Here is an 18,708-nt window from a genome sequence, read left to right as displayed (position 1 = left end):
GTTTTACCTAGTGTCGCCCGCATCCAAATCCCACAGGATGATGCGGGCGACAATGTATATCAAGCCTCATAGCACCGTCCATGCAGGCAATACACGACGGCTGAGCGGCACGCAGATCACCATTTGCGCAGATAATTAATTCGGCTCCGCAGCTGGTCAGCGGTGCATAACGCTGTTTGCGGTCCCCCACATGCCTGGCGGACTTCATTGTGCACCTGCCCATGCGGACGGCCGGTTCGCGCGGCAGAAATCGACACCAACGCGTTAAGTTCTTTTCGTAGGCGCGGTAGATCGTCAATCACACCACGACTGCTATCGGGGTTGTGGCAATTGTCGTTCCCCTCACCGTCGCGCGGATCGTGGAACCGACGCCGTGCTTCGTCGGCTTTCTTCTTCTCCCGCTCCCGAGCTTTCAACTGCTCTTGCTGATGGTTTTGTAGCAGTTGTCTCATCTGGTCCGCATTCAGCAGACCCGGGAGCCCCAGGTACTCTGCTTCCTCCTCGGACCCCGATAATGTTCCGGTGCCGTAGGACGAACCGTCATAAATGAGGTGGTCCAGTTCCGCGTCTGCGCCGAGCGACTCATACTTTTTGAGGTCATCCGGTTCGGACTCAGTTTTGTTCGCTTGCGCCACCAACTCATCATCCCAGCCCTCATTGGGCCGATGCGGTTTACCCAAAACGTGGTTGCGTTCAGCTTCCATTTGGGACGCCAAGTCCAAGAGCACCGGGATCGATGGTAAGAAAATTGACGCTGTTTCACCGGGGACGCGAGCCCGAACAAATCGCCCTACAGCCTGCGCAAAAAATAGAGGTGTCGACGACGCTGTCGCATACACACCGACAGCGAGCCTAGGCACATCGACGCCTTCTGACACCATTCGAACAGCAACAAGCCACCGCTCAGTAGATCGAGAAAACTCTTCGATTTTACGAGAGGATCCGGGCTCGTCGGACAGAACAACAGTCACCGGTTCTCCCGACAAGCGCTCAAGAATCTTCGCGTAAGCACGCGCCGTCTTTGTGTCCGTGGCTATGACGAGCCCTCCAGCGTCGGGAATGACACGTCGGTACTCTTTGAGACGAATATCGGCAGCACGCAGCACCGATGGAATCCACTGCCCTTTGGGGTCAAGAGCAGTTTTCCACGCTTTGGCCGTGTGCTCAGCGCTGAGCGGCTCGCCTAGCCTGGCTGCAAACTCCTCCCCCGCACTGTCCCGCCACCGTGCTTCCCCGGAATACGCCATGAACACGACCGGACGCACAACCCCGTCCCGCAAGGCGTGGGAATAACCGTAGGTGTAATCCGCCCGGGATACCTGATGGCCATCTCCGTCTTCGATATACCGCACAAACGGAATCGGAGCATCGTCGGAACGGAATGGCGTACCCGTCAGCTCAAGGCGCTTCGCGGAATCGGAGTAGGCATAGCGGATTCCGTCGCCCCAACTCTTCGCATCCCCACCATGGTGGATCTCGTCCATGATGACCAGGGACTTTGTCCTCGTAGCCAAGGAGTTGTGTTTAAACGGGTGCATCGAAACCTGGGCGTAAGTGACCACCATCCCGTCAAAAACAGGGTTGAGGGTCCCCGCTGAGTTCGTGAAGTTGGCATCCAGCGCAATCCCCATCCGCGAAGCCGCGTCGGCCCACTGATGTTTCAAGTGCTCAGTGGGAACAACCACGATGATGCGGTTGACAGCTCTCCTATCAAGGAGACGCCGAGCAAGTGTCAGCGCGAAGGTTGTTTTGCCTGCTCCCGGCGTTGCAACTGCTAGAAAATCGTCCGGATCTGCGTCAAAGTACTGCGAGAGCGCAGCTTGCTGCCATTCGCGGAGTTTCACCGTCGGCGCAGCCCCCGATAAATGCGCTCACATTCTGGGCACACCGGCGAGCCCGGCTTGGCTTGCTTGGTGACGGGAAAAGTTTCCCCACACAATGCCACCACGTAATTACCATTCACAGCTGATTCCACTATCTGGTTTTTCTTCACGTAGTGGAAGTACTTTGGTGTGTCCGAATCAGTTGTTTGTTCTTCGGTCTTGGTGCGTTCAATCGTGGTTGTCTGCGGTGTTGTCACGGTTCAATCATGCCTTATACGTCAAGTCAGGTGGAGAGTCCCGAGCCACCCCATGTGATGTTCGGGAATCCAGATTGCCGGTTAGGAGCTACCTACCCTACCGCTAACGCTTCGTGATCGCAGTCGAGGGGCTACGGTGGGGAGTATGTTCCACCGACGCAAGCACGTCGCACTTATTACCGACGCCCAGAGGTCGCCAGTTGAGGATTGGCACCGCAGGCGGCGTGAGTATGCCGTCTTGCAGGGATCGCGTATCCCGTTCCTCTTGCTCGCCGCGTTGGCGTACATGCTGTTGCACAACTTGGTGCTGGCGGCCATTTTTACTGTGATCTCTGTCCCCCTTCCATGGATCGCGGTCGTGATAGCGAATGCCGTGGGTGAAACACACGATCCGAGGAAGCCACAGGTGTACAAGCCTGCCGTGAATAGAGACGCTTATTACGCATTTCACGGTCTTGTCGACGGAGAACGCGCCCGTGAGTTGGTCGCCGGGAGTGAACGGGCCGCATCACGTGAATCAGACGGATCAGGGGCAGCCACTGATTCAAGGACAACGACGGTGGATGTTGATCCTGGCGAGGCCGAGCGGAATAACGCTGATCCTGACAAGACCGTGTAACGGTTCCGCGCAGGGTGCGCTACCCACGTCTCTTCACTTAGGATTCTCACTTACGGTTTTTAGCCATCCGCCCGCACTTTAAGTGCCCGTATTTTTATCCGCTCGCACCGTAAGCTCCATGTGCTTTAGGTGCTTCACGTTCTGATGAAAGGTTGGAGAACAGGCCACAATGGTGAGCACGCTACCTGATATCTCCGAGCTGCCGCGCTACGCCACAACCCTTGCGAAACGCCTGAAAGAACTCGGCTATTCGTCGTCGGGCTTACACCGTGTTCTCGGCGATGATGGTCTGGCAGCCTTGGATCGGCACGAACCCGCCGCTGTTTCTTTCGCCTGCCATCGCTCCGAGCACCAAGCCTCGAGTGAGCATGATCGCCGCCTCGCCCGCGCAGTTCGGTTACTCATTCTTCGCGAGCCACAACAGCGCGACATGTTCGTCGACACTTTCGGCGACAGTTTCTTCACCGACGCTCTCTCTGCCGGCGTTGTCGTCGGCGAGCCAGATACAGATCCAGAGCGTTTTCGCATTGCAATTGATATCCGCCCTCTGCACGTCGGTCCGTCGGAAAACTCTGACTTCCTCGTTTTTAGCGATGCTGATGCCTCGATGGTTGATCATTCGGCGGGTCCCGACCACGTCGTGGGCGTGGGTGCTGCGTCGCGGTCACTTCTTCAGGCAAGGGGTACGTCCCGCGTCGGCTCAGTTTTAGATCTAGGGACCGGATCCGGAGTTCAAATTATGGGCCAGTGGGGACGAGCCGACTCGGTGACGGCAACGGACGTCAGCCCGCGCGCGCTCCTCTTCGCTGAAGCTACGTGCGCTGCCGCCGACGCTGTTTCGACCTCCGAGTCACGTACGAACGTGGAGTTCAAGCAGGGCTCGTGGTTCGAACCCGTCCGTGATCAGACATTCGATCGCATCATCGCGAATCCGCCTTTTGTGGTGGGTCCACCGACGTTGCGCCACGTGTATCGCGATTCTGGAATGGAGCTCGATGGCGCCACCGCTAAGCTCATTCGCGGTATTCCGGAGCACCTGGCCGCTCATGGTCAGGCATGCGTATTGGGCGCGTGGATCCACTCAGATGACCAGGCCTGGCAAGCGCGGGTAGCATCATGGATCCCGGACCATGGTTATCGCGCATGGGTGTTGGAGCGTGATTGCGTCGACCCCTTGCATTATGTGGGCACGTGGATCAAGGATGAGTCTCTCGATCCCCGCAGTGAGCTCGGCCGATCGCAATCAGAGGCGTGGATTGACTATATGGATCAGGCCGGCGTGACAGGAATCGGCATTGGTTTTATCGCGCTGACTCCGATTGATCCTGAGAAAAATTCCGAGGTTGTGTGTGAGGAATTCACTCAGCCGTACACCGACCCTCTCGGCCCGGAGATTGAGGAATATTTCCGACGCTGCGCTTGGCTTGATGCGCGTACTCCCGACGAGATCCTGGACAGTCGGTTTAGTGTCAGGCCCGGCCTAGCCCTGGAAAAGGTTTCTCTCGCCGAGCCGGAGGCGGACTCCACCTTTACCGACGTCGTCACGCGAGTCACGCGGACCGACGGGCCACGTTTCTCCCACGAGATCGATGACAACGTCCTGCGCATCCTTCGCGGTTTAGATCCGAATGGATTGTCAGCGCGCGATGTGTGCGAGATTGCCGAACTCGTTACCCCTACTACAGAAGCCCAGAACCTGGCCGACCAATTTCTCCCTATTCTTGTCGATGCCATTCGCCACGGGCTTGTTATACCTGGAGATCTTGAATGAAAGCCGTAGTCACGCGTGTTCGTTCCGCGTCCGTTGTTGTTGATGATTCAGTGGTTGGATCAATCCCGGACTCGGATGTGGGAGGGCTCCTTGTTCTCATCGGGGTAGCCACCGGAGATACCTCAGCCACAGCCCGGGCTATGGCGGAAAAGCTGGCTCGGCTGCGGATCTTTGAGGGTTCGACGGCTGAGGGGCGCCCGACTGAGGTCTCTGCGCTCGACGTCGGTGCGCCCATGCTTGTTGTGTCACAGTTCACGTTGATGGGTGATACTTCCCATGGCCGACGCCCGTCGTGGTCTGCTGCGGCGAAACCGGCCGAGGCTGAACCCATCTTCAACACATGCGTAGAGGAACTCCGCGACCGTGGGCTGAGCGTCGATACGGGCGTGTTCGGCGCCTATATGGCCGTCGAGTCGGTCAACGATGGCCCGTTCACCGTCCTCGTCGATATTCCGTGTGGAGATCGCTCGTAGTCGGTTAATCACCATGGAAGCCCAGTCACGCAGACAACCCCGAATAGGGGTAGGCGGGAGCGAGGGAGTCAATTCTGGCGTATAGAGCTTTTACCAGCACTTTTGCGGACGTAAATCACACTCATGTGACTTCAAACCCCGTCACACACGATGCCTATCCGCCCCCAACGGCGACCAAGAGCCATGCGGAAAACTGCTTATGGAACCTTTTCACCGACCCATGCGTTGGACTAACTGAATGCGATCGTGACAGCTCGACATTCTGTAGGGACGTTAATCAGGTGGCGTTCGACGACATACGTCCACATCGCCACCCCGTTCCAACCAGCCGTCACATTGCACCGCTATCGCGACACCGAGCGCAGTTAAGGAGCCAGCACATGGACGAAGCGCACGTCAGTACGACAACCGAAGTTAATGGTGATCCTGGCCGGCGGGCCAACAACAATGAAAATCCTTCAGCTGATTTAGTTCGGGTTTACCTCAACGGAATTGGCCGTACCGCACTTCTTAACGCGGAAGACGAAGTCGAGCTTTCGCAACGGATTGAAGCTGGCCTCTACGCACAACATCTCCTTGAATCTGACGAACAGTTCACTCCGTCGAAGAAGCGGGATCTCAAGGCTATCGCTAAAGACGGGCGCGCTGCGCGAGCTCACCTTTTGGAGGCCAACCTCCGACTCGTCGTCTCATTAGCGAAGCGCTACACGGGGCGCGGAATGCCTCTCCTCGACCTCATTCAAGAGGGGAACTTGGGCCTCATTCGCGCCGTCGAAAAGTTCGATTACACCAAGGGCTTTAAGTTTTCGACGTACGCGACATGGTGGATTCGACAAGCCATTACACGCGGGATGGCCGACCAGTCCCGGACAATTCGCCTTCCTGTCCACCTCGTCGAGCAAGTGAACAAGCTCTCGCGCATTAAGCGCGAGATGTACCAGCACTTGGGCAGGGAAGCTACCAATGAGGAGCTCGCGGACGAGTCTGGTATCGACGAATCAAAGATCGATCTTCTTCTGAAGCAGTCCCGTGACCCGGTGAGCTTGGATATGCCGGTCGGAACGGATGAAGAGGCACCGCTGGGAGACTTCATTGAGGACTCCGAAGCGACCGATGCGGAAGAAGCCGTCGTAGCATCTCTCCGCCACTCCGACATTAGAACTGTTTTGGCGACCTTAGAGAAGAGGGAGCAAGACGTCATTCGTCTCCGCTTTGGTCTCGACGACGGTGTCCCCCGAACTCTTGATCAGATTGGTCGCGAGTTTGGGCTCTCTCGTGAGCGGGTCCGCCAAATTGAACGTGAGGTCATGGCGAAGCTCCGAAAAGGAGAGCGTGCGGATAAGTTGCGGTCTTATGCTTAAGTGCTGAGATGCTTATCTCGCATTCTGGCTTTTAGCGTACCCACATTTATTGCCAGCGAAAGTGGGTAAAAACGCCCCGGGGAAATATTTCCCGGGGCTCTTATGTTAAGGGTAAAGTAAAAACTAGTACCGTCGTCTTATTTATCGAACTACTTGAGAAAGGCGTCCATCATGAAGGATCTCGTCGATACCACCGAGATGTATCTCCGGACTATTTATGAGTTGGATGAAGAAGGTATCACTCCCCTGCGCGCGCGCATCGCGGAGCGCTTGGAACAATCAGGCCCCACGGTCAGCCAAACGGTAGCTCGCATGGAACGTGATGGGCTCCTCCGCGTCGCAGAAGATCGCCACCTCGAGCTTACCGACGCAGGCCGCCAGGTTGCGATCGCGGTTATGCGTAAACACCGCTTAGCAGAGTGTTTACTGTCTACTACCCTCAAGCTTCCTAAAGAGAAAGTGCACGAGGAAGCCTGTCGTTGGGAACACGTCATGAGTGACGACGTTGAGCGCCGTCTTTACGATGTCCTTGATGCTCCGACTCACAGCCCCTTCGGAACCCCGATTCCGGGGCTTCCGCAGCTCGGGGTCAATGGCAGTGAACCGCAGATGGAGGGCAAGCGACTCACGGATCTCGCTCGCAATGAACTCGTCACTGCGAAGATCCTCATGTTTAACGAAGTACTTCAGTCCGATTCCGCTGTGATGGCCAATCTTCGGAACGCCGGAATTGTTCCTGGTAAGAAGATCCACGCGGTCGTCAATGACCGTAATGCCACGGTCTCGGTTGGTGATGAAACAGTGGCCATTCCTGTCAGCTTGGCCCACGCTATCGTCGTCGAGTAAAAAATCGAGTCCGACCTGGCTCAAGTGAGTGGACCCTAGCAGAAGTAGAAACTGAGTAGGGTGGTGTGCCTTCGAGCGCCCCACCCTACTTCCATATTTGCGGTGAAAACTCACATATCCATCACTGGAAAGTGACCGGAATATCCGCTACGTCAACGAACCCGTTGCTATGGTCACCAAAGAGCTTGATGACACACTCTTGGGTTTTGCAGTCGATCTCGTCTCCACCAGTACTGACATTCTTCTGGTTGACGGTTATCTCTTCACTGAACGAGCCATCGTCCGGAATGGCTCCGTCCTCATTTTCGTTAGAGATCCACTTTTGTGCATTCGGATCCCCGTGAGCCCCCAGACAATCGGGAACATCTCCGGTTTGCTCTTTCGCACACAGGGCGAGGTAATACCCCATGTCCGGATCCGCATCCTTAACATCTACCGTGACTTGCTGCCCGTCCCGCAGATCCTTTGCTTGCGACACCTTCATAACGACGATGTCATCGGTTCCGGTGACTTCTGTGCTTGCACTGTCATCAGTGTCGCTAGCTTTGGCGGACTGACCACTCGACTTAGCGGCAGACGCTGCACCGGATGATGAATTATTCGAGTCGTTATCATTGGAGCACGCAGCCACTCCGAGTGCACACCCCAAAGTGACGACGAGTGCACCGGCCCGCATACCCATCGTTAGTGCCGGTCGAGTGGAATGAGTGTTGTGTTTCATCGCGGAGGGCTCCCTCGTAGGGTTCATAAAGTCGTACAGTGGTTAACCTTATACAAGAAAAGTATAATCATCGGCTAAGACAAATAACTTGTCTACCTTCTGTGCATCTTAACGCACACGTCAACACCCCCTCACTGCATAAGGGTGGTGTGGCCTTTTCCTCTACCCCACCTATAGGTAAGCTAAAGCCTCGACGTGGAGGCCCAGGCTTCCAGTGTTGTCTGTAGTTCGACTCTTCCACAATCGCTGTACTGATCGTTGCCCGTGAAAGCTGTGACCTTGCATTACCCCTCAGGTTTCTTATCGGCCGGCCCTTGTAAAGCTGGCCGCCACCCCTTCAAACCCCTAACCATGCTCGTGGGCGCCATGCTCGTCATTGGTTTAACAACCACCGCGTGCGACGTCCCGTCACGCGACGGAGAATCGTCGTCTAGTCAGTCGGATAGTTCGGCTCACCCGGTCCATGCGGAAGGGCTCGTCAATGCGTCATTGAACACTGGTGATCCCCAAATCCTTGCCCAGATTAAGCCCAATCTTCCGGCCGAGACGACGTCACAGGGCAAGAAAGTGACGGTGAAAAAGGCTGATCGCATTCTTGGGCTTGACCGATCTGGGGCTATGGCGGCATCTCTATGGTCCTTGGGCATGGGCGATAAACTCGTCGGAAGAGATATCTCCACTGATTTTCCGTCGGCTCAGAAGCTGCCTTTGGTAACGCCGGGTGGGCACTCTATTAATGCGGAGGCCGTTCTTGATCTCAATCCCGACGTCATTTTCACCGACGGAACAATCGGGCCGCAATCCGTTTTCCGCCAATTGGAACAATCCGGGATCACAGTTGTGCGTACTGATCGAGACAGGACCCTTGATAACGCGGACAACCTCATGAAGGAGATCGGTCGTGCCTTAGGCGACGAGGATGCTGGCAACCAAGCAGCGCAGAAGGTGCGGGACGGTATTGAGTCCGCAAGCAAAGCGGCCAAAGCGGGATCTGACCATCGCCGCATGATCATGCTGTACCTGCGTGGGACGAATGTTTCAATGATCGCCGGACCAAAGTCTGGCGCACCTGACCTCATTAAATCACTCGGTGGCGTCGATGCCGGTGAGGGGCTCGGGCTAGACAAGGCCTTTACTAACCTGACATCAGAAGCATTGGTCAAGGCCGCACCCGATACGATCATCGTGATGAAGGAAGGGCTCGAGTCCATCGGCGGCTTGGACGGTCTCCATAAGCTCCCTGGTTTTGATCAGACTCCAGCCGGGGCCCATAACAGCGTGCTGACTGTCCCCGACTCTCACCTGTTATCGTTCGGGCCTGACGCGGGCAATGTGATCACAGCAATGGCTCAGGCCCTGTATGGCGACTCGAAGTCGCCATCGTCAGCTGCGCCGTCCTCAAACGCTACACCTGAGGCCCTGGAGCGTCGGTCATGGTGAAACACTCACGCACACAGTCGTTCCATCAAACGCGAGTTGTCGCGACCGTCATCTTCTTCCCGACGATCATCGCCCTCCTCGCCATCAGCCTGGTGTGGTCAGCCACCGCCGGACAAGTGGAGACAACCCCCACTCAAGTGATGGGCTCGTTGCTCCACTCCATGAGAATATCCTGGCTAGACGGCCCCGATCACGCTAATGCCGAAGCCGCACTATGGTACGTCCGCTTCCCACGAATCGTCGTAGGCGCCATTGTTGGCGCAGGTTTGGGAGTATCAGGTGTTCTTTTGCAAGGCGTGTTTTCTAACCCGCTTGCTGAGCCGGGCATCATCGGTGTGTCCTCTGGAGCAGCCGTCGGGGCCTCCGCGGCAATCGCTCTGGGGGCATCGACGACCGCGGCTCATCAGGGGCTCGGCCCGTGGATGGTCACGCTCGCGGCTTTCATTGCAGGCCTGTGTACTACCGCGTTTATATACTTTGCGTCCCGTCGTAACGGCCGAAGCGAAGTTGTCACTCTCATTCTGACGGGTGTCGCCACCAATGCCATGGCCGGCGGCATTATCGCCTTCCTTACCTTTATTGCGGATAATGCAGCTCGCGATCAGATCGTGTTTTGGCAAATGGGCTCCATTGCAGGCTCATCATGGACAGCAGCAGGAATCATCTGCGTCGTCACTGTCCCAGTCAGCCTTATCGCCTGGACTTTGGCTAAACCGCTTGATTTGCTCTCCTTGGGCGAGAGTCAGGCTCATCACCTAGGGGTCAATGTTGAGCGTCTTCGCGCGTCGATCGTCGTTATTGTCTCGCTGCTCGTTGCGGTAGGAGTGGCCTTCACCGGCATCATTTCATTTGTGGGACTTGTTGTCCCTCACGCTCTCCGGCTCATCGTCGGCCCCGGACACCGCATTCTTATACCAGCCTCGGCCCTGGGAGGTGCGCTGACACTAACCATTGCCGACGTTGTCGCCCGGACTGCTATTCGCGGTGCTGACCTTCCTCTCGGGATGCTGACAGCGCTTATTGGTGGTCCCGTGTTCTTCTACCTACTCCGACGTTCTCGTGGCCACTCTGGTGCATGGCGCTAGCGTCTGCGACGAAGAGCGATCTGTTAGGAAGGTTGTCCATGCTATCTCTTGAGTCAGTGTCCTTACGCCGAGGTTCACGCGTCGTTCTTGATGCAGTTAATATCTCGATCGATCAAGGCGAAGTTGTCGCCATCGTCGGGCCGAATGGTGCTGGTAAATCAACATTATTGGGCGTAGCTGCAGGCGATCTCACTCCTGATTCAGGAACGGTTCGGATAGAAGACCACAACGTATCGACGACATCTGCGCCTGATTTAGCCCGACTGCGGTCAGTATTGACCCAATCGAACACGGTCGGTTTTTCCTTTACCGCCGGCGAGACTATTGCGATGGGGCGCGCGCCCTGGGCCAAAACCGAAACTGCCGACGAGGCAGCTGAGGCGATGAATACCGCAATCGAAGAGACCGGCGTTCGCGAGTTTCTTTCCCGCGAATTTCATCACCTCTCTGGCGGTGAGAAAGCTCGAGTATCTCTTGCTCGAGTTCTTACCCAAAACACTCCGTTGATTCTTCTCGATGAACCGACGGCCGCGCTCGATATTCGTCATCAAGAAGATGTGATGAAGATTTGCCGACACCGAGCTAAGAACGGTGCCGCGGTGGGGATAGTCCTCCACGATTTGTCTCTTGCCGCAGCGTGGAGTGACCGCATCATCGTGCTTGAACATGGTCGGGTTGCTGTGTCTGGAAACCCCGACGAGGTATTACAGCCCGCGTTGCTGAGCAGAATTTACGGCTGTCCGATGCAAGTTTTTCGCGGGCCGGATGACTCCCCCATTGTTGTCCCGCTGAGAAAGACACAATAAGTTTCTCCCGCAACCATTGCGCGCGGTCGGTGTTTGGCACGGCTTGTGATCGCTGAAAGGACCACTGTTGTGACGTGACTGGCGCTGGCTGTTATGACTAAACCCCACCTCACGGTACAAACCACGAGATGGGGCTGAGTCACACGCCGATGCTATCCACGGGATGATCCCATGGACGACGGCTTAGCTATTCGTTGCCTGCAGAGTCGTCATTGGACGAATTTGGCTGCTGGCCTGCGGAATTCCTCCGCTTTTCGATGCCGAACAGCGCAGCGAACACAATGGCGAGAGTGCCAAGGATGCCGATGATAATTCCGTAAAGCCATCCGTGATCTGAACTGGTGTTCTCGGAGTCGATGGCTTGGTTACCGTCGGCGTCTTTAGAACCTTTAGAGTTCTTGTTCTTATTCTTCTTCTTGGCTTCGCGGGCTTTCTTTCGCGCTTCTTCTGCCTTCTTCTTTTCCTCGGCCTTCTTCTCGGCTGCCTTCACCGCGGACTGCTTTTCCTGCTGAGTGCCGCCAACAGTAATGTCCGTCACCGTGTCTTGGCTGCGGTCTGTCGAACCGTGTGCTGCGAAGGTGAAGATGGCGCACTGGTTCTTGATGCAGTTACCGCCATCGAAAATCGGCTCAATGTTGAGCGTGGTGCTGAACGATCCGTTTGATGAGATCTGCTGTGGGCGTACCCAGTTCGTCGCTCCGAAGACAGAAGCGTCTGTGAATGAGAACTTCGACTTCTCGGCTACCCCGACATAGACACCGTTGCCACCGGTCTTGAAGCCTTGGCCGGTCACCGTAACAGGAGTTTTTCCGGTCGGCGAGATCGTGGTCCGTGATACCGAAACTCGCGCTCCGCTGCGTGACTGACCCGACGTGCCACTTGCGTCCGAAGCTTGGCTGAGGCCATATCCGCCACTCGAGCTGCCTGAACCTGAGCTACCCGAACCCGAGCTGCCACTCCGGCTAACACCTGAGGCAACCGACTGCGCTGCTTGCTGTGCGCTTGATGCAGCAACTCCACCCGCAAAGCTAACCGGCGTGGCCGTATCTTGACTACGGTCGCTCGACCCATGTGCGGCAAAGGTGTACACCGCGCACGCATTCGTCAGGCAGTTCGCGCTACCAAATGTTGCTGACACGGGAAGATCAACCGAGAATGATCCATCAGCATTGAGGTTGCCTTTTTGGTTGGAGACCCATACTGTCCCGGGACCGAAGACATCAGCATTGGTCGTACTGAATTGATCCTGCTGAGCGATCCCAACATAGACGCCATTGCCGCTGGTCTTGAACCCTTGACCGCTAACCCGGATGGTGTCTCCACTCGGATTAAGGTTTTGAGTCTTAGACAATGTGACTGCCGCGCCACTCGAGGAATGCGCCCCGGTAGGTGCCGGTGCCGGTTGAGCAGGCGCTCCTCCCTGAGGAGCCGCGGAGCCTGAGTTTCCGTTGTTGGACTGTCCGTTTCCGCCCGGGTTCGCTGCGGGTGCAGCCTGGCCGTTGTCATTTCCGCCCGACGCTGCCCCGTCACCGGAGGTAGCAGGGGGCGTCACAGCCCCATCTTCCTTCTTCGCTACCCCACCTTTGAAGGAGACAGGCGTTGCGGTGTCCTGGCTCCTATCCGAAGATCCGTGTGCAGCAAGCGTGTAGATCGAGCAGTGGTTGTCTTTACAGTTCGCGTTACCGAAGGTCGAGCTTACGGGCAACTCAATGGAGAACGAACCATCGTCGTTCAGATTCCCCTTGCTCTTCGAGACCCACTTAGTATCAGGGCCGAAGGCTTCGGCATCAGTGGTACTGAACTGGTTATCCTGGGCGATACCTACATAAATGCCAGGCCCATCCGTCTTAAACCCTTTACCTTCAACCCGAACAGTATCCCCACTCGGATTGAGGTCCGTGGTTTTACTTACTGAGACAGTCGCTCCGCTGCTTGATGTACTGCCCAGGGAGCCCGAATTGGGCTGAGAATTGCCACCATTATCCTGGCCGGAGTTTCCGTTGTCGCTGCCACCATCGCCGTAGTGACCGCCCTCGGTGTCAACGGTGACCGGGCTCCCATTACGGAAGCTAATGGGTGTCCACGCATCCTGGGAGCGGTCGAAGAGCTTCGGGAACGCAGTGAATGACGCGACATAGCACTGGGTAGTTGTGCAATCGACATCCCTGAACTTGGTATCGACGGTCAAGTCGGTCGTGAAATTACCCTGGTCATCGGCTTTTACCTTGACCGCTTTGCCATAAGTTTTTGGGTATCCGGACGCGGGCTTTTCAATTGTCTGAGTGACATAAATAGATTCACCAGGCTTGTAACCCTTACCCGTCGCTTTGAGGGTATCCCCGCCACTGATGTCTTTATCTTTATCCAGAGTCAACGTCGGTGATTGGGTTTGCTCATCTCCCCCACCACTATTGAGGAATCGACCAAGATCAGGCGATCCGGGGAATCCCAGGTCATTGATCGCGTCACTCAACGAAGACAAATCAACTGCCGACGCAGCAGGGGCAGCAGCTGATCCCATCCCAATGAGAGACACCGTTGACAAGGAAGCAACGAGGGCACGAGCCGCGGTACGACCATGCTTTTTCTTACTCGTGTTGCGTGAGCCACTGGGTGCGTGGGTCTCGGAGTGATCTCCGGTGGGAAGCATGAACTCTCCAGGTAATCGAGGGGGCATTTCGAACTCGCCCGGCGCTGCGATCACGACGATGTCCCGTTTACCAGTCCGGCGTGAGGGAGGGCGTCGTTAGGGAACGCTGGTGCATCAAGAGGTGGCGTTCCATGGCTATCACTTCCCATGCTCAGTCATGCAAATGACAGCCAAGGTTACGCATCTATCCTGATATGAAGGTAAAGCTTACTTGCTGTTAAGTCAACATTTTTCTGCCCTGTGCCTCCCCATTATTTCGCGCTCCATTGGACGGAAATGAAAATAATCACATAACCACGCGATTAGTGGGGCACGTGTTAACAATGTGGCGTACAAAACCCGTTTTCGCGCCCTTTTCTCAGCCTTTTTAGGGGGTAACTGCGTGAAGAGTTTTCTCCTAGTGGTGTGAGTAACGTCAGCGATTTCTCAGTTTGTCGGAAGCATGTGCCATTCATACGAGGGCTAAACTGAGGACCCACACCATGCGGCACCCGACCGCGACGGTTGAACCTCACCCCGTTCCCCTTGCAGTGAACGCACCCATGGGGTTGATCAGTGGCACGTCGCGTGAAAATTGGGTGCCCCGTAAATACAAATAAACAGGCTGAGGCTCACCACCCCATACGGAAGGTAAAGAACAGTATGAAGATTCTTGTAACAGGCGGCGCAGGATACGTTGGCGGTACCGTCGCCAAAGTGCTCCTTGAACAGGGCCATTCCGTGACCGTTATTGACGATCTCACGACGGGCAACACCGACCTTATCCCCGACGGCGCAAACTTTGTCCGGGGAGATGTCCGCGATGTCGCTGCAGACGTCCTCGCTGATGAGAAGTTTGACGGCGTTGCTCATTTCGCCGCCCGTTCGCTCGTCGGCGAATCTGTTGAGCGGCCCCAAGATTATTGGCACCACAACGTTGTGACGACATTGACGCTCCTCGACGCGATGCGCCATTCGCATGTCAACAACTTGGTTTTCTCGTCCACTGCGGCCACATATGGAGAACCGGAGACGATCCCTATTACTGAAGAGTTCCCCACGCGGCCGACGAATCCATATGGTGCGACAAAACTCGCTATCGACCACATGATCACGTCATACGCCCACGCTTTCGGCCTGGGAGCAACATCGCTGCGCTACTTCAATGTCGCCGGGGCCTACCACGGTCAAGGCGAAAACCGCCCCGTCGAAACCCACATAATTCCCATAATTCTCCAAGTAGCTCTAGGCCACCGCGACGGAGTGAAGATCTTTGGCGACGACTGGCCGACGAAAGACGGCACATGCGTCCGAGACTATATTCACGTCAAGGACCTCGCCGACGCTCACCTCCTGGCGCTTCAAACCAACAAGCCCGGTCAGCACGGGATTTACAATCTCGGATCCGGCGACGGGTATTCGGTCCGCGAAGTCATAGAAATGTGTCGAAAAGTGACTGGCCATCCGATTCCCGCAGATATTGCTCCACGCCGTGCCGGGGACCCCGCGATTCTCATAGCGTCCAGCGACAAAGCTCATCACGAACTCGGGTGGAACCCGACGCATACAGACCTCGAGACAATTGTCTCTACAGCGTGGGACTTCGCTCAATCCCTAGGCGATCGTGCACATTCTTTGCCCAAGACGACGTCGTAGATAACAAACAAGCGAAACGGCACCATACGTAGGAGTCATAAGCAGAGTGCGCACCATACGGTTGCGTCACTCTCGCCTAGCCTTCGCATTGTCTTCGACGGGATCGTGCCCCCACCGCTGTAAGCGCCGAGCTGCTTGGACGCCCTCCGACAGTGTCGATGCCCACGGCTCGGAGCGGAACTTGTGGAACTCGGCGATGATGGCGTCGAAATCGATTGCCCCTAGAAGCTTCGCTATTATCTGTCGTTCAATCGCGACATAGACTCCATGTGCGTCGAGGGCGTCGATGGTGGTTACGAGATCATCGAGCGATTCAACGCTCAAAGCGGTGAGCAGCGCTATCCCCGAATCGGTTTTCTGCCCCCGATGAAGAGCAAGGAGCGAATAGGGCAACGACGCTCCCTCGTCGAATTTCTGTTCCTTTAAAGCGCGACGATAGGCAACTCCTGCCAAGGATTCATGTTCATTCCGATCCATAATCCCCCACATACATAGAGCAAATGAACGTGATTGGGATAGGAAGGCCTGGGCTGTGCTCAAGAAAATATCTCGAAGGGTGTGCCGCAGTGGCGAATAGCGAAGACCGTGGCTGATGTCCCGCAGGCTGCCAGTGTTTAGAGCTTGAATCCAGCGTTGAGCCACGACGGGGTCACTAAAGTCAGGTTGCTTGCCTTCTGATGATGCACTGGCAGCAATATCGTCAGCTATCTCGTCGATCAGCGTGATGAAATCTCGAAAACTATCAAGACATAGTGAAATCAGCGCGCTACTGTCTAGATGCTCTTCGCTGCCAAAAGCCGTGTTGAAACAATTCCTCTCCCCTAACGTATTAGCGGTGTGTCCGCCCCTGGGAGATTCACTATCCGTGTTCAGACCGGGGTCAAATTCGACGCCTTCGGTGAAGTGACTAATGAACTCACGAATGTAGATATCGCTGAGCTGCGCCTCTTCAGCAATTTCATTCCCCGCCTCGGGCGGAAAAGGCAGCACCGATTCGTCTGCGTCAAAAATGCTAGCGGCGTCACTTTCCGACAGCGATGGATCTGTACTAGCTCGGAGATCAGCGAACCAGCTCTTCATGGCTTCGCCGTTGCCGACGCAACCAGTGTCGAAAAAGCCGCCTCCGTCAAAAGACATCACAGCAAATTGCTGTCCTGCCCGGAGCGTGTCAACGCCAACAACTGCTGTGACCTCGACGCCTTTCGCCCACAAAGTCGACATAATCATGTTGATTGCTCGGATCGTGTCCACTGATCCGCATTTGGCGCGATCATCGACAGCCACCGTTGCGCTGGGACTATCGTCGCCGACGCGCTTTGTGACGGAAGCGGTCATGAGTGTCGCGCCGGGCAGCTCGTTGTTCGCTACTCCCGCGGCCCTCGCCCGTCGTCGGCGATCGTTATTGGACTTCCCAGATCGGGCATTCTTCATCATCGACGTCACAAGATCGACAGCCCCGGGTTCGTCGATAATTAACCAGCATGCTGATGAGAGAGGGATATCGAGGGAGCCCAACGCGCGGTCGAAGTTATCTGCGTTATCAACTGGAGAAGAGAGTACACACACTCCGCTCGACATCCGTTCTGATGAGGATTCTCTGTGACCGGCGAATGTCTTGGTACCACCACAGTTTTCGCAGCGGGAGTCGCCGATCAGGATCAGGTTTTTCTTGGTTGAGTTCTCTCCGAGTATTCGTGGCAACGCGCCTAGAACCGCGCTGGTGGTGTCAGAGGATGGACGGGGTCGGGCAAAAATAGAAAACACGTCGGAGGTATCGGTGATACACGAGGAATGGCAATGTGTCATGGCCGCTAGTCTGGCAATTAATGTCTCACCGTCACCGCCGAGACGACGGTAAAACTGCGCACGCTGTGGATAACTATTACCCTGTGGATAACTGGTAGAGCACCACCGATCGAGACCTCACACAGAGCACTGGAAGATCCCGTAACCATCGCTATTATTGTGAACTACTGTCGATACGGGGTGAAACGTGGCAGTACACGGAAACAGGCACGACGGGGTTAAATTCGTGGAATACCACTACTTATCATGGTGTTGTGGTTAGTGTCGCGTTAATATCTACCCTTTTAAATACCGAGAAATTAAATCACGAAATCGACAAATGATATCGAGGACTAATAATGACAATGGATAACGACGAAACAATGTACGAGCTTGAATATCCTGAGCCGGAAACACAATCCGACGCTAGTAACGGCCTATCACTCGTCGTAGCGCTTCAAGGCTATGCTGACGCTGGCCAAGCTATTGATAACGCAGGGTCGCACATAAAAGCAGCCTTGGAACATGCACCATTAGCGACATTTAATAACGATCTCCTTATTGATTATCGTTCACGGCGTCCTGCCGTGCATATCCTCGACAATGAGTTAGCACCTGCCGAAAAGACAGAACTCTCCTTAGACGTCGTACGTGATAATGCAGGAACTCCGTTCCTTCTTCTATCCGGGCCGGAACCCGACTTACGGTGGAATGCGTTTACGGAGGCTGTCACCGACCTATCTAAACGTTTTAAGGTGACAAAAGCGGTGAGCCTTTATTCCGCTCCGATGCCGGTTCCCCATACCCGTCCACTTATCGTGACCCAACACGGCTCATACAAATCGGATCCGCTCCGGTATCCGCGCTTTGATGGGCGTATTACCGTACCGGGGTCCGCTCAGCTCGAGCTCGAGATGAAAATGGCCAAAGAAGGTATTGAGACGGCAGGGTTTACAGCTCATGTTCCGCACTACATTGCGGCCTCGGAATACCCGTCTGCAGTCGTCAAACTCCTCCAAGCTGTGGAAGAAACAGCAGGTGTTTCTATCCCGTTGCAAGCCTTGGAGCGGGAATCCGAAAAAGTCGAGCGCGAACTCGAAGAGCAGGTTGAGGAGTCGGGTGAGATAGCTGCCGTCGTCCATGCTCTCGAAGCCCAGTATGACCAAGAAACCGCACGGTATAGGGAGCGCCATGACCGCGGTTTGCTCAGCTCTGATGGCGAGGTGCCCACTGGGGATGAGATCGGCGCAGAACTAGAAAAGTTCCTTGCGCAGGTTAACCGCGATAAAGATACTCACGATGACGGTGCTGAGGATAACGGTGCGGGAGACTGGGACGAGTCGGATGCTCCGCGTTCTCATGACGATGACAACCATGGTGATCATCGGCCGCGCTCCGATGGAGGCGACGACTCAGACGAAGCCTAGACGAGACGA

Annotated in this window: 15 protein-coding genes; 10 read left to right on the top strand and 5 right to left on the bottom strand. The window is 55.7% G+C overall.

Going from position 1 to position 18,708, the window contains the following annotated elements:
• Window positions 1-116: 116 nt before the first annotated feature.
• A complete protein-coding gene (locus JMN36_RS01855) occupies window positions 117-1,844 on the bottom strand; it encodes a DEAD/DEAH box helicase (RefSeq protein ID WP_221923748.1) in 1,728 nt (575 codons plus the stop codon).
• Window positions 1,841-2,080, bottom strand: a complete 240-nt coding sequence (locus tag JMN36_RS01850; protein ID WP_012731701.1) for a DUF3039 domain-containing protein — start codon at window positions 2,078-2,080, stop codon at window positions 1,841-1,843. The genes JMN36_RS01855 and JMN36_RS01850 overlap by 4 nt, the downstream gene beginning before the upstream one ends.
• A gap of 145 nt (window positions 2,081-2,225) precedes the next feature.
• Here JMN36_RS01850 and JMN36_RS01845 point away from each other — a divergent pair, with 145 nt between their 5' ends.
• From JMN36_RS01845 to JMN36_RS01825, 5 genes are all read left to right on the top strand, one after another.
• Entirely contained in the window at window positions 2,226-2,699 is a 474-nt protein-coding gene (locus JMN36_RS01845; RefSeq protein ID WP_221923747.1) for a DUF3099 domain-containing protein, read from the top strand.
• Between the two features lie 169 nt (window positions 2,700-2,868).
• Window positions 2,869-4,470: a DUF7782 domain-containing protein gene (locus tag JMN36_RS01840; protein WP_221923746.1), complete on the top strand. Its 1,602-nt coding sequence runs from the start codon at window positions 2,869-2,871 to the stop codon at window positions 4,468-4,470.
• The gene (gene dtd / locus JMN36_RS01835; RefSeq protein WP_221923745.1) at window positions 4,467-4,943 is read left to right on the top strand and encodes a D-aminoacyl-tRNA deacylase; all 477 of its coding nucleotides are present in this window, start codon (window positions 4,467-4,469) and stop codon (window positions 4,941-4,943) included. The genes JMN36_RS01840 and dtd overlap by 4 nt, the downstream gene beginning before the upstream one ends.
• Window positions 4,944-5,323: 380 nt before the next feature.
• On the top strand, window positions 5,324-6,304 hold the full coding sequence (locus JMN36_RS01830; protein WP_204088561.1) for a sigma-70 family RNA polymerase sigma factor: 981 nt from the start codon (window positions 5,324-5,326) through the stop codon (window positions 6,302-6,304).
• A 171-nt stretch (window positions 6,305-6,475) separates the two neighbouring features.
• Window positions 6,476-7,150: an iron-dependent transcriptional repressor DtxR gene (locus tag JMN36_RS01825; RefSeq protein WP_012731706.1), complete on the top strand. Its 675-nt coding sequence runs from the start codon at window positions 6,476-6,478 to the stop codon at window positions 7,148-7,150.
• A gap of 121 nt (window positions 7,151-7,271) precedes the next feature.
• Here the strand turns inward: JMN36_RS01825 and JMN36_RS01820 are convergent, their stop codons facing one another.
• On the bottom strand, window positions 7,272-7,871 hold the full coding sequence (locus JMN36_RS01820; RefSeq protein WP_221923744.1) for a neocarzinostatin apoprotein domain-containing protein: 600 nt from the start codon (window positions 7,869-7,871) through the stop codon (window positions 7,272-7,274).
• 351 nt (window positions 7,872-8,222) lie between these two features.
• Here JMN36_RS01820 and JMN36_RS01815 point away from each other — a divergent pair, with 351 nt between their 5' ends.
• Genes JMN36_RS01815 through JMN36_RS01805 form a run of 3 tightly spaced genes read left to right on the top strand, consistent with a single transcriptional unit; the run spans window position 8,223 to window position 11,202 of the window.
• The gene (locus JMN36_RS01815) at window positions 8,223-9,311 is read left to right on the top strand and encodes a heme/hemin ABC transporter substrate-binding protein (RefSeq protein WP_236881941.1); all 1,089 of its coding nucleotides are present in this window, start codon (window positions 8,223-8,225) and stop codon (window positions 9,309-9,311) included.
• A complete protein-coding gene (locus JMN36_RS01810) occupies window positions 9,305-10,396 on the top strand; it encodes a FecCD family ABC transporter permease (protein WP_221923743.1) in 1,092 nt (363 codons plus the stop codon). Before JMN36_RS01815 ends, JMN36_RS01810 begins: the two co-directional genes overlap by 7 nt.
• Before the next feature lie 38 nt (window positions 10,397-10,434).
• Window positions 10,435-11,202, top strand: coding sequence for a heme ABC transporter ATP-binding protein (locus tag JMN36_RS01805; protein ID WP_221923742.1), 768 nt, complete (start codon window positions 10,435-10,437; stop codon window positions 11,200-11,202).
• A 187-nt stretch (window positions 11,203-11,389) separates the two neighbouring features.
• Here the strand turns inward: JMN36_RS01805 and JMN36_RS01800 are convergent, their stop codons facing one another.
• A complete protein-coding gene (locus tag JMN36_RS01800) occupies window positions 11,390-13,852 on the bottom strand; it encodes a neocarzinostatin apoprotein domain-containing protein (protein WP_221923741.1) in 2,463 nt (820 codons plus the stop codon).
• Window positions 13,853-14,494: 642 nt separating this feature from the next.
• On the opposite strand from JMN36_RS01800, the gene galE reads away from it, so the two are divergent.
• Window positions 14,495-15,487, top strand: coding sequence for a UDP-glucose 4-epimerase GalE (gene galE / locus JMN36_RS01795; RefSeq protein WP_221923740.1), 993 nt, complete (start codon window positions 14,495-14,497; stop codon window positions 15,485-15,487).
• Window positions 15,488-15,553: 66 nt separating this feature from the next.
• On the opposite strand, the gene JMN36_RS01790 is transcribed toward galE, so the two are convergent.
• Window positions 15,554-17,293 carry a hypothetical protein gene (locus JMN36_RS01790; protein ID WP_221923739.1) on the bottom strand — a complete coding sequence of 580 codons (1,740 nt, stop codon included), beginning with the start codon at window positions 17,291-17,293 and terminating at the stop codon, window positions 15,554-15,556.
• Window positions 17,294-17,631: 338 nt separating this feature from the next.
• Here JMN36_RS01790 and JMN36_RS01785 point away from each other — a divergent pair, with 338 nt between their 5' ends.
• The gene (locus tag JMN36_RS01785; RefSeq protein ID WP_221923738.1) at window positions 17,632-18,699 is read left to right on the top strand and encodes a PAC2 family protein; all 1,068 of its coding nucleotides are present in this window, start codon (window positions 17,632-17,634) and stop codon (window positions 18,697-18,699) included.
• The last annotated feature ends 9 nt before the right edge of the window (window positions 18,700-18,708 follow it).

Source organism: Corynebacterium pseudokroppenstedtii, from assembly GCF_019754945.1.
Taxonomy (GTDB): Bacteria; Actinomycetota; Actinomycetes; order Mycobacteriales; family Mycobacteriaceae; genus Corynebacterium; species Corynebacterium pseudokroppenstedtii.
The sequence above is the reverse complement of the archived record's forward strand: the minus strand, read 5'-3'. Positions and strand labels throughout refer to the sequence as shown.

Bases quoted from the DNA above. Each gene is read 5' to 3' on its own strand.
- JMN36_RS01840 (WP_221923746.1), top strand. From the start codon at position 2,869: ATGGTGAGCACGCTACCTGATATCTCCGAGCTGCCGCGCTACGCCACA.
- JMN36_RS01825 (WP_012731706.1), top strand. From the start codon at position 6,476: ATGAAGGATCTCGTCGATACCACCGAGATGTATCTCCGGACTATTTAT.
- JMN36_RS01830 (WP_204088561.1), top strand. From the start codon at position 5,324: ATGGACGAAGCGCACGTCAGTACGACAACCGAAGTTAATGGTGATCCT.
- JMN36_RS01815 (WP_236881941.1), top strand. From the start codon at position 8,223: ATGCTCGTGGGCGCCATGCTCGTCATTGGTTTAACAACCACCGCGTGC.
- JMN36_RS01820 (WP_221923744.1), bottom strand. From the start codon at position 7,871: ATGAAACACAACACTCATTCCACTCGACCGGCACTAACGATGGGTATG.
- JMN36_RS01785 (WP_221923738.1), top strand. From the start codon at position 17,632: ATGACAATGGATAACGACGAAACAATGTACGAGCTTGAATATCCTGAG.
- galE (WP_221923740.1), top strand. From the start codon at position 14,495: ATGAAGATTCTTGTAACAGGCGGCGCAGGATACGTTGGCGGTACCGTC.
- JMN36_RS01845 (WP_221923747.1), top strand. From the start codon at position 2,226: ATGTTCCACCGACGCAAGCACGTCGCACTTATTACCGACGCCCAGAGG.
- JMN36_RS01810 (WP_221923743.1), top strand. From the start codon at position 9,305: ATGGTGAAACACTCACGCACACAGTCGTTCCATCAAACGCGAGTTGTC.
- dtd (WP_221923745.1), top strand. From the start codon at position 4,467: ATGAAAGCCGTAGTCACGCGTGTTCGTTCCGCGTCCGTTGTTGTTGAT.
- JMN36_RS01800 (WP_221923741.1), bottom strand. From the start codon at position 13,852: ATGCTTCCCACCGGAGATCACTCCGAGACCCACGCACCCAGTGGCTCA.
- JMN36_RS01805 (WP_221923742.1), top strand. From the start codon at position 10,435: ATGCTATCTCTTGAGTCAGTGTCCTTACGCCGAGGTTCACGCGTCGTT.
- JMN36_RS01790 (WP_221923739.1), bottom strand. From the start codon at position 17,293: ATGACACATTGCCATTCCTCGTGTATCACCGATACCTCCGACGTGTTT.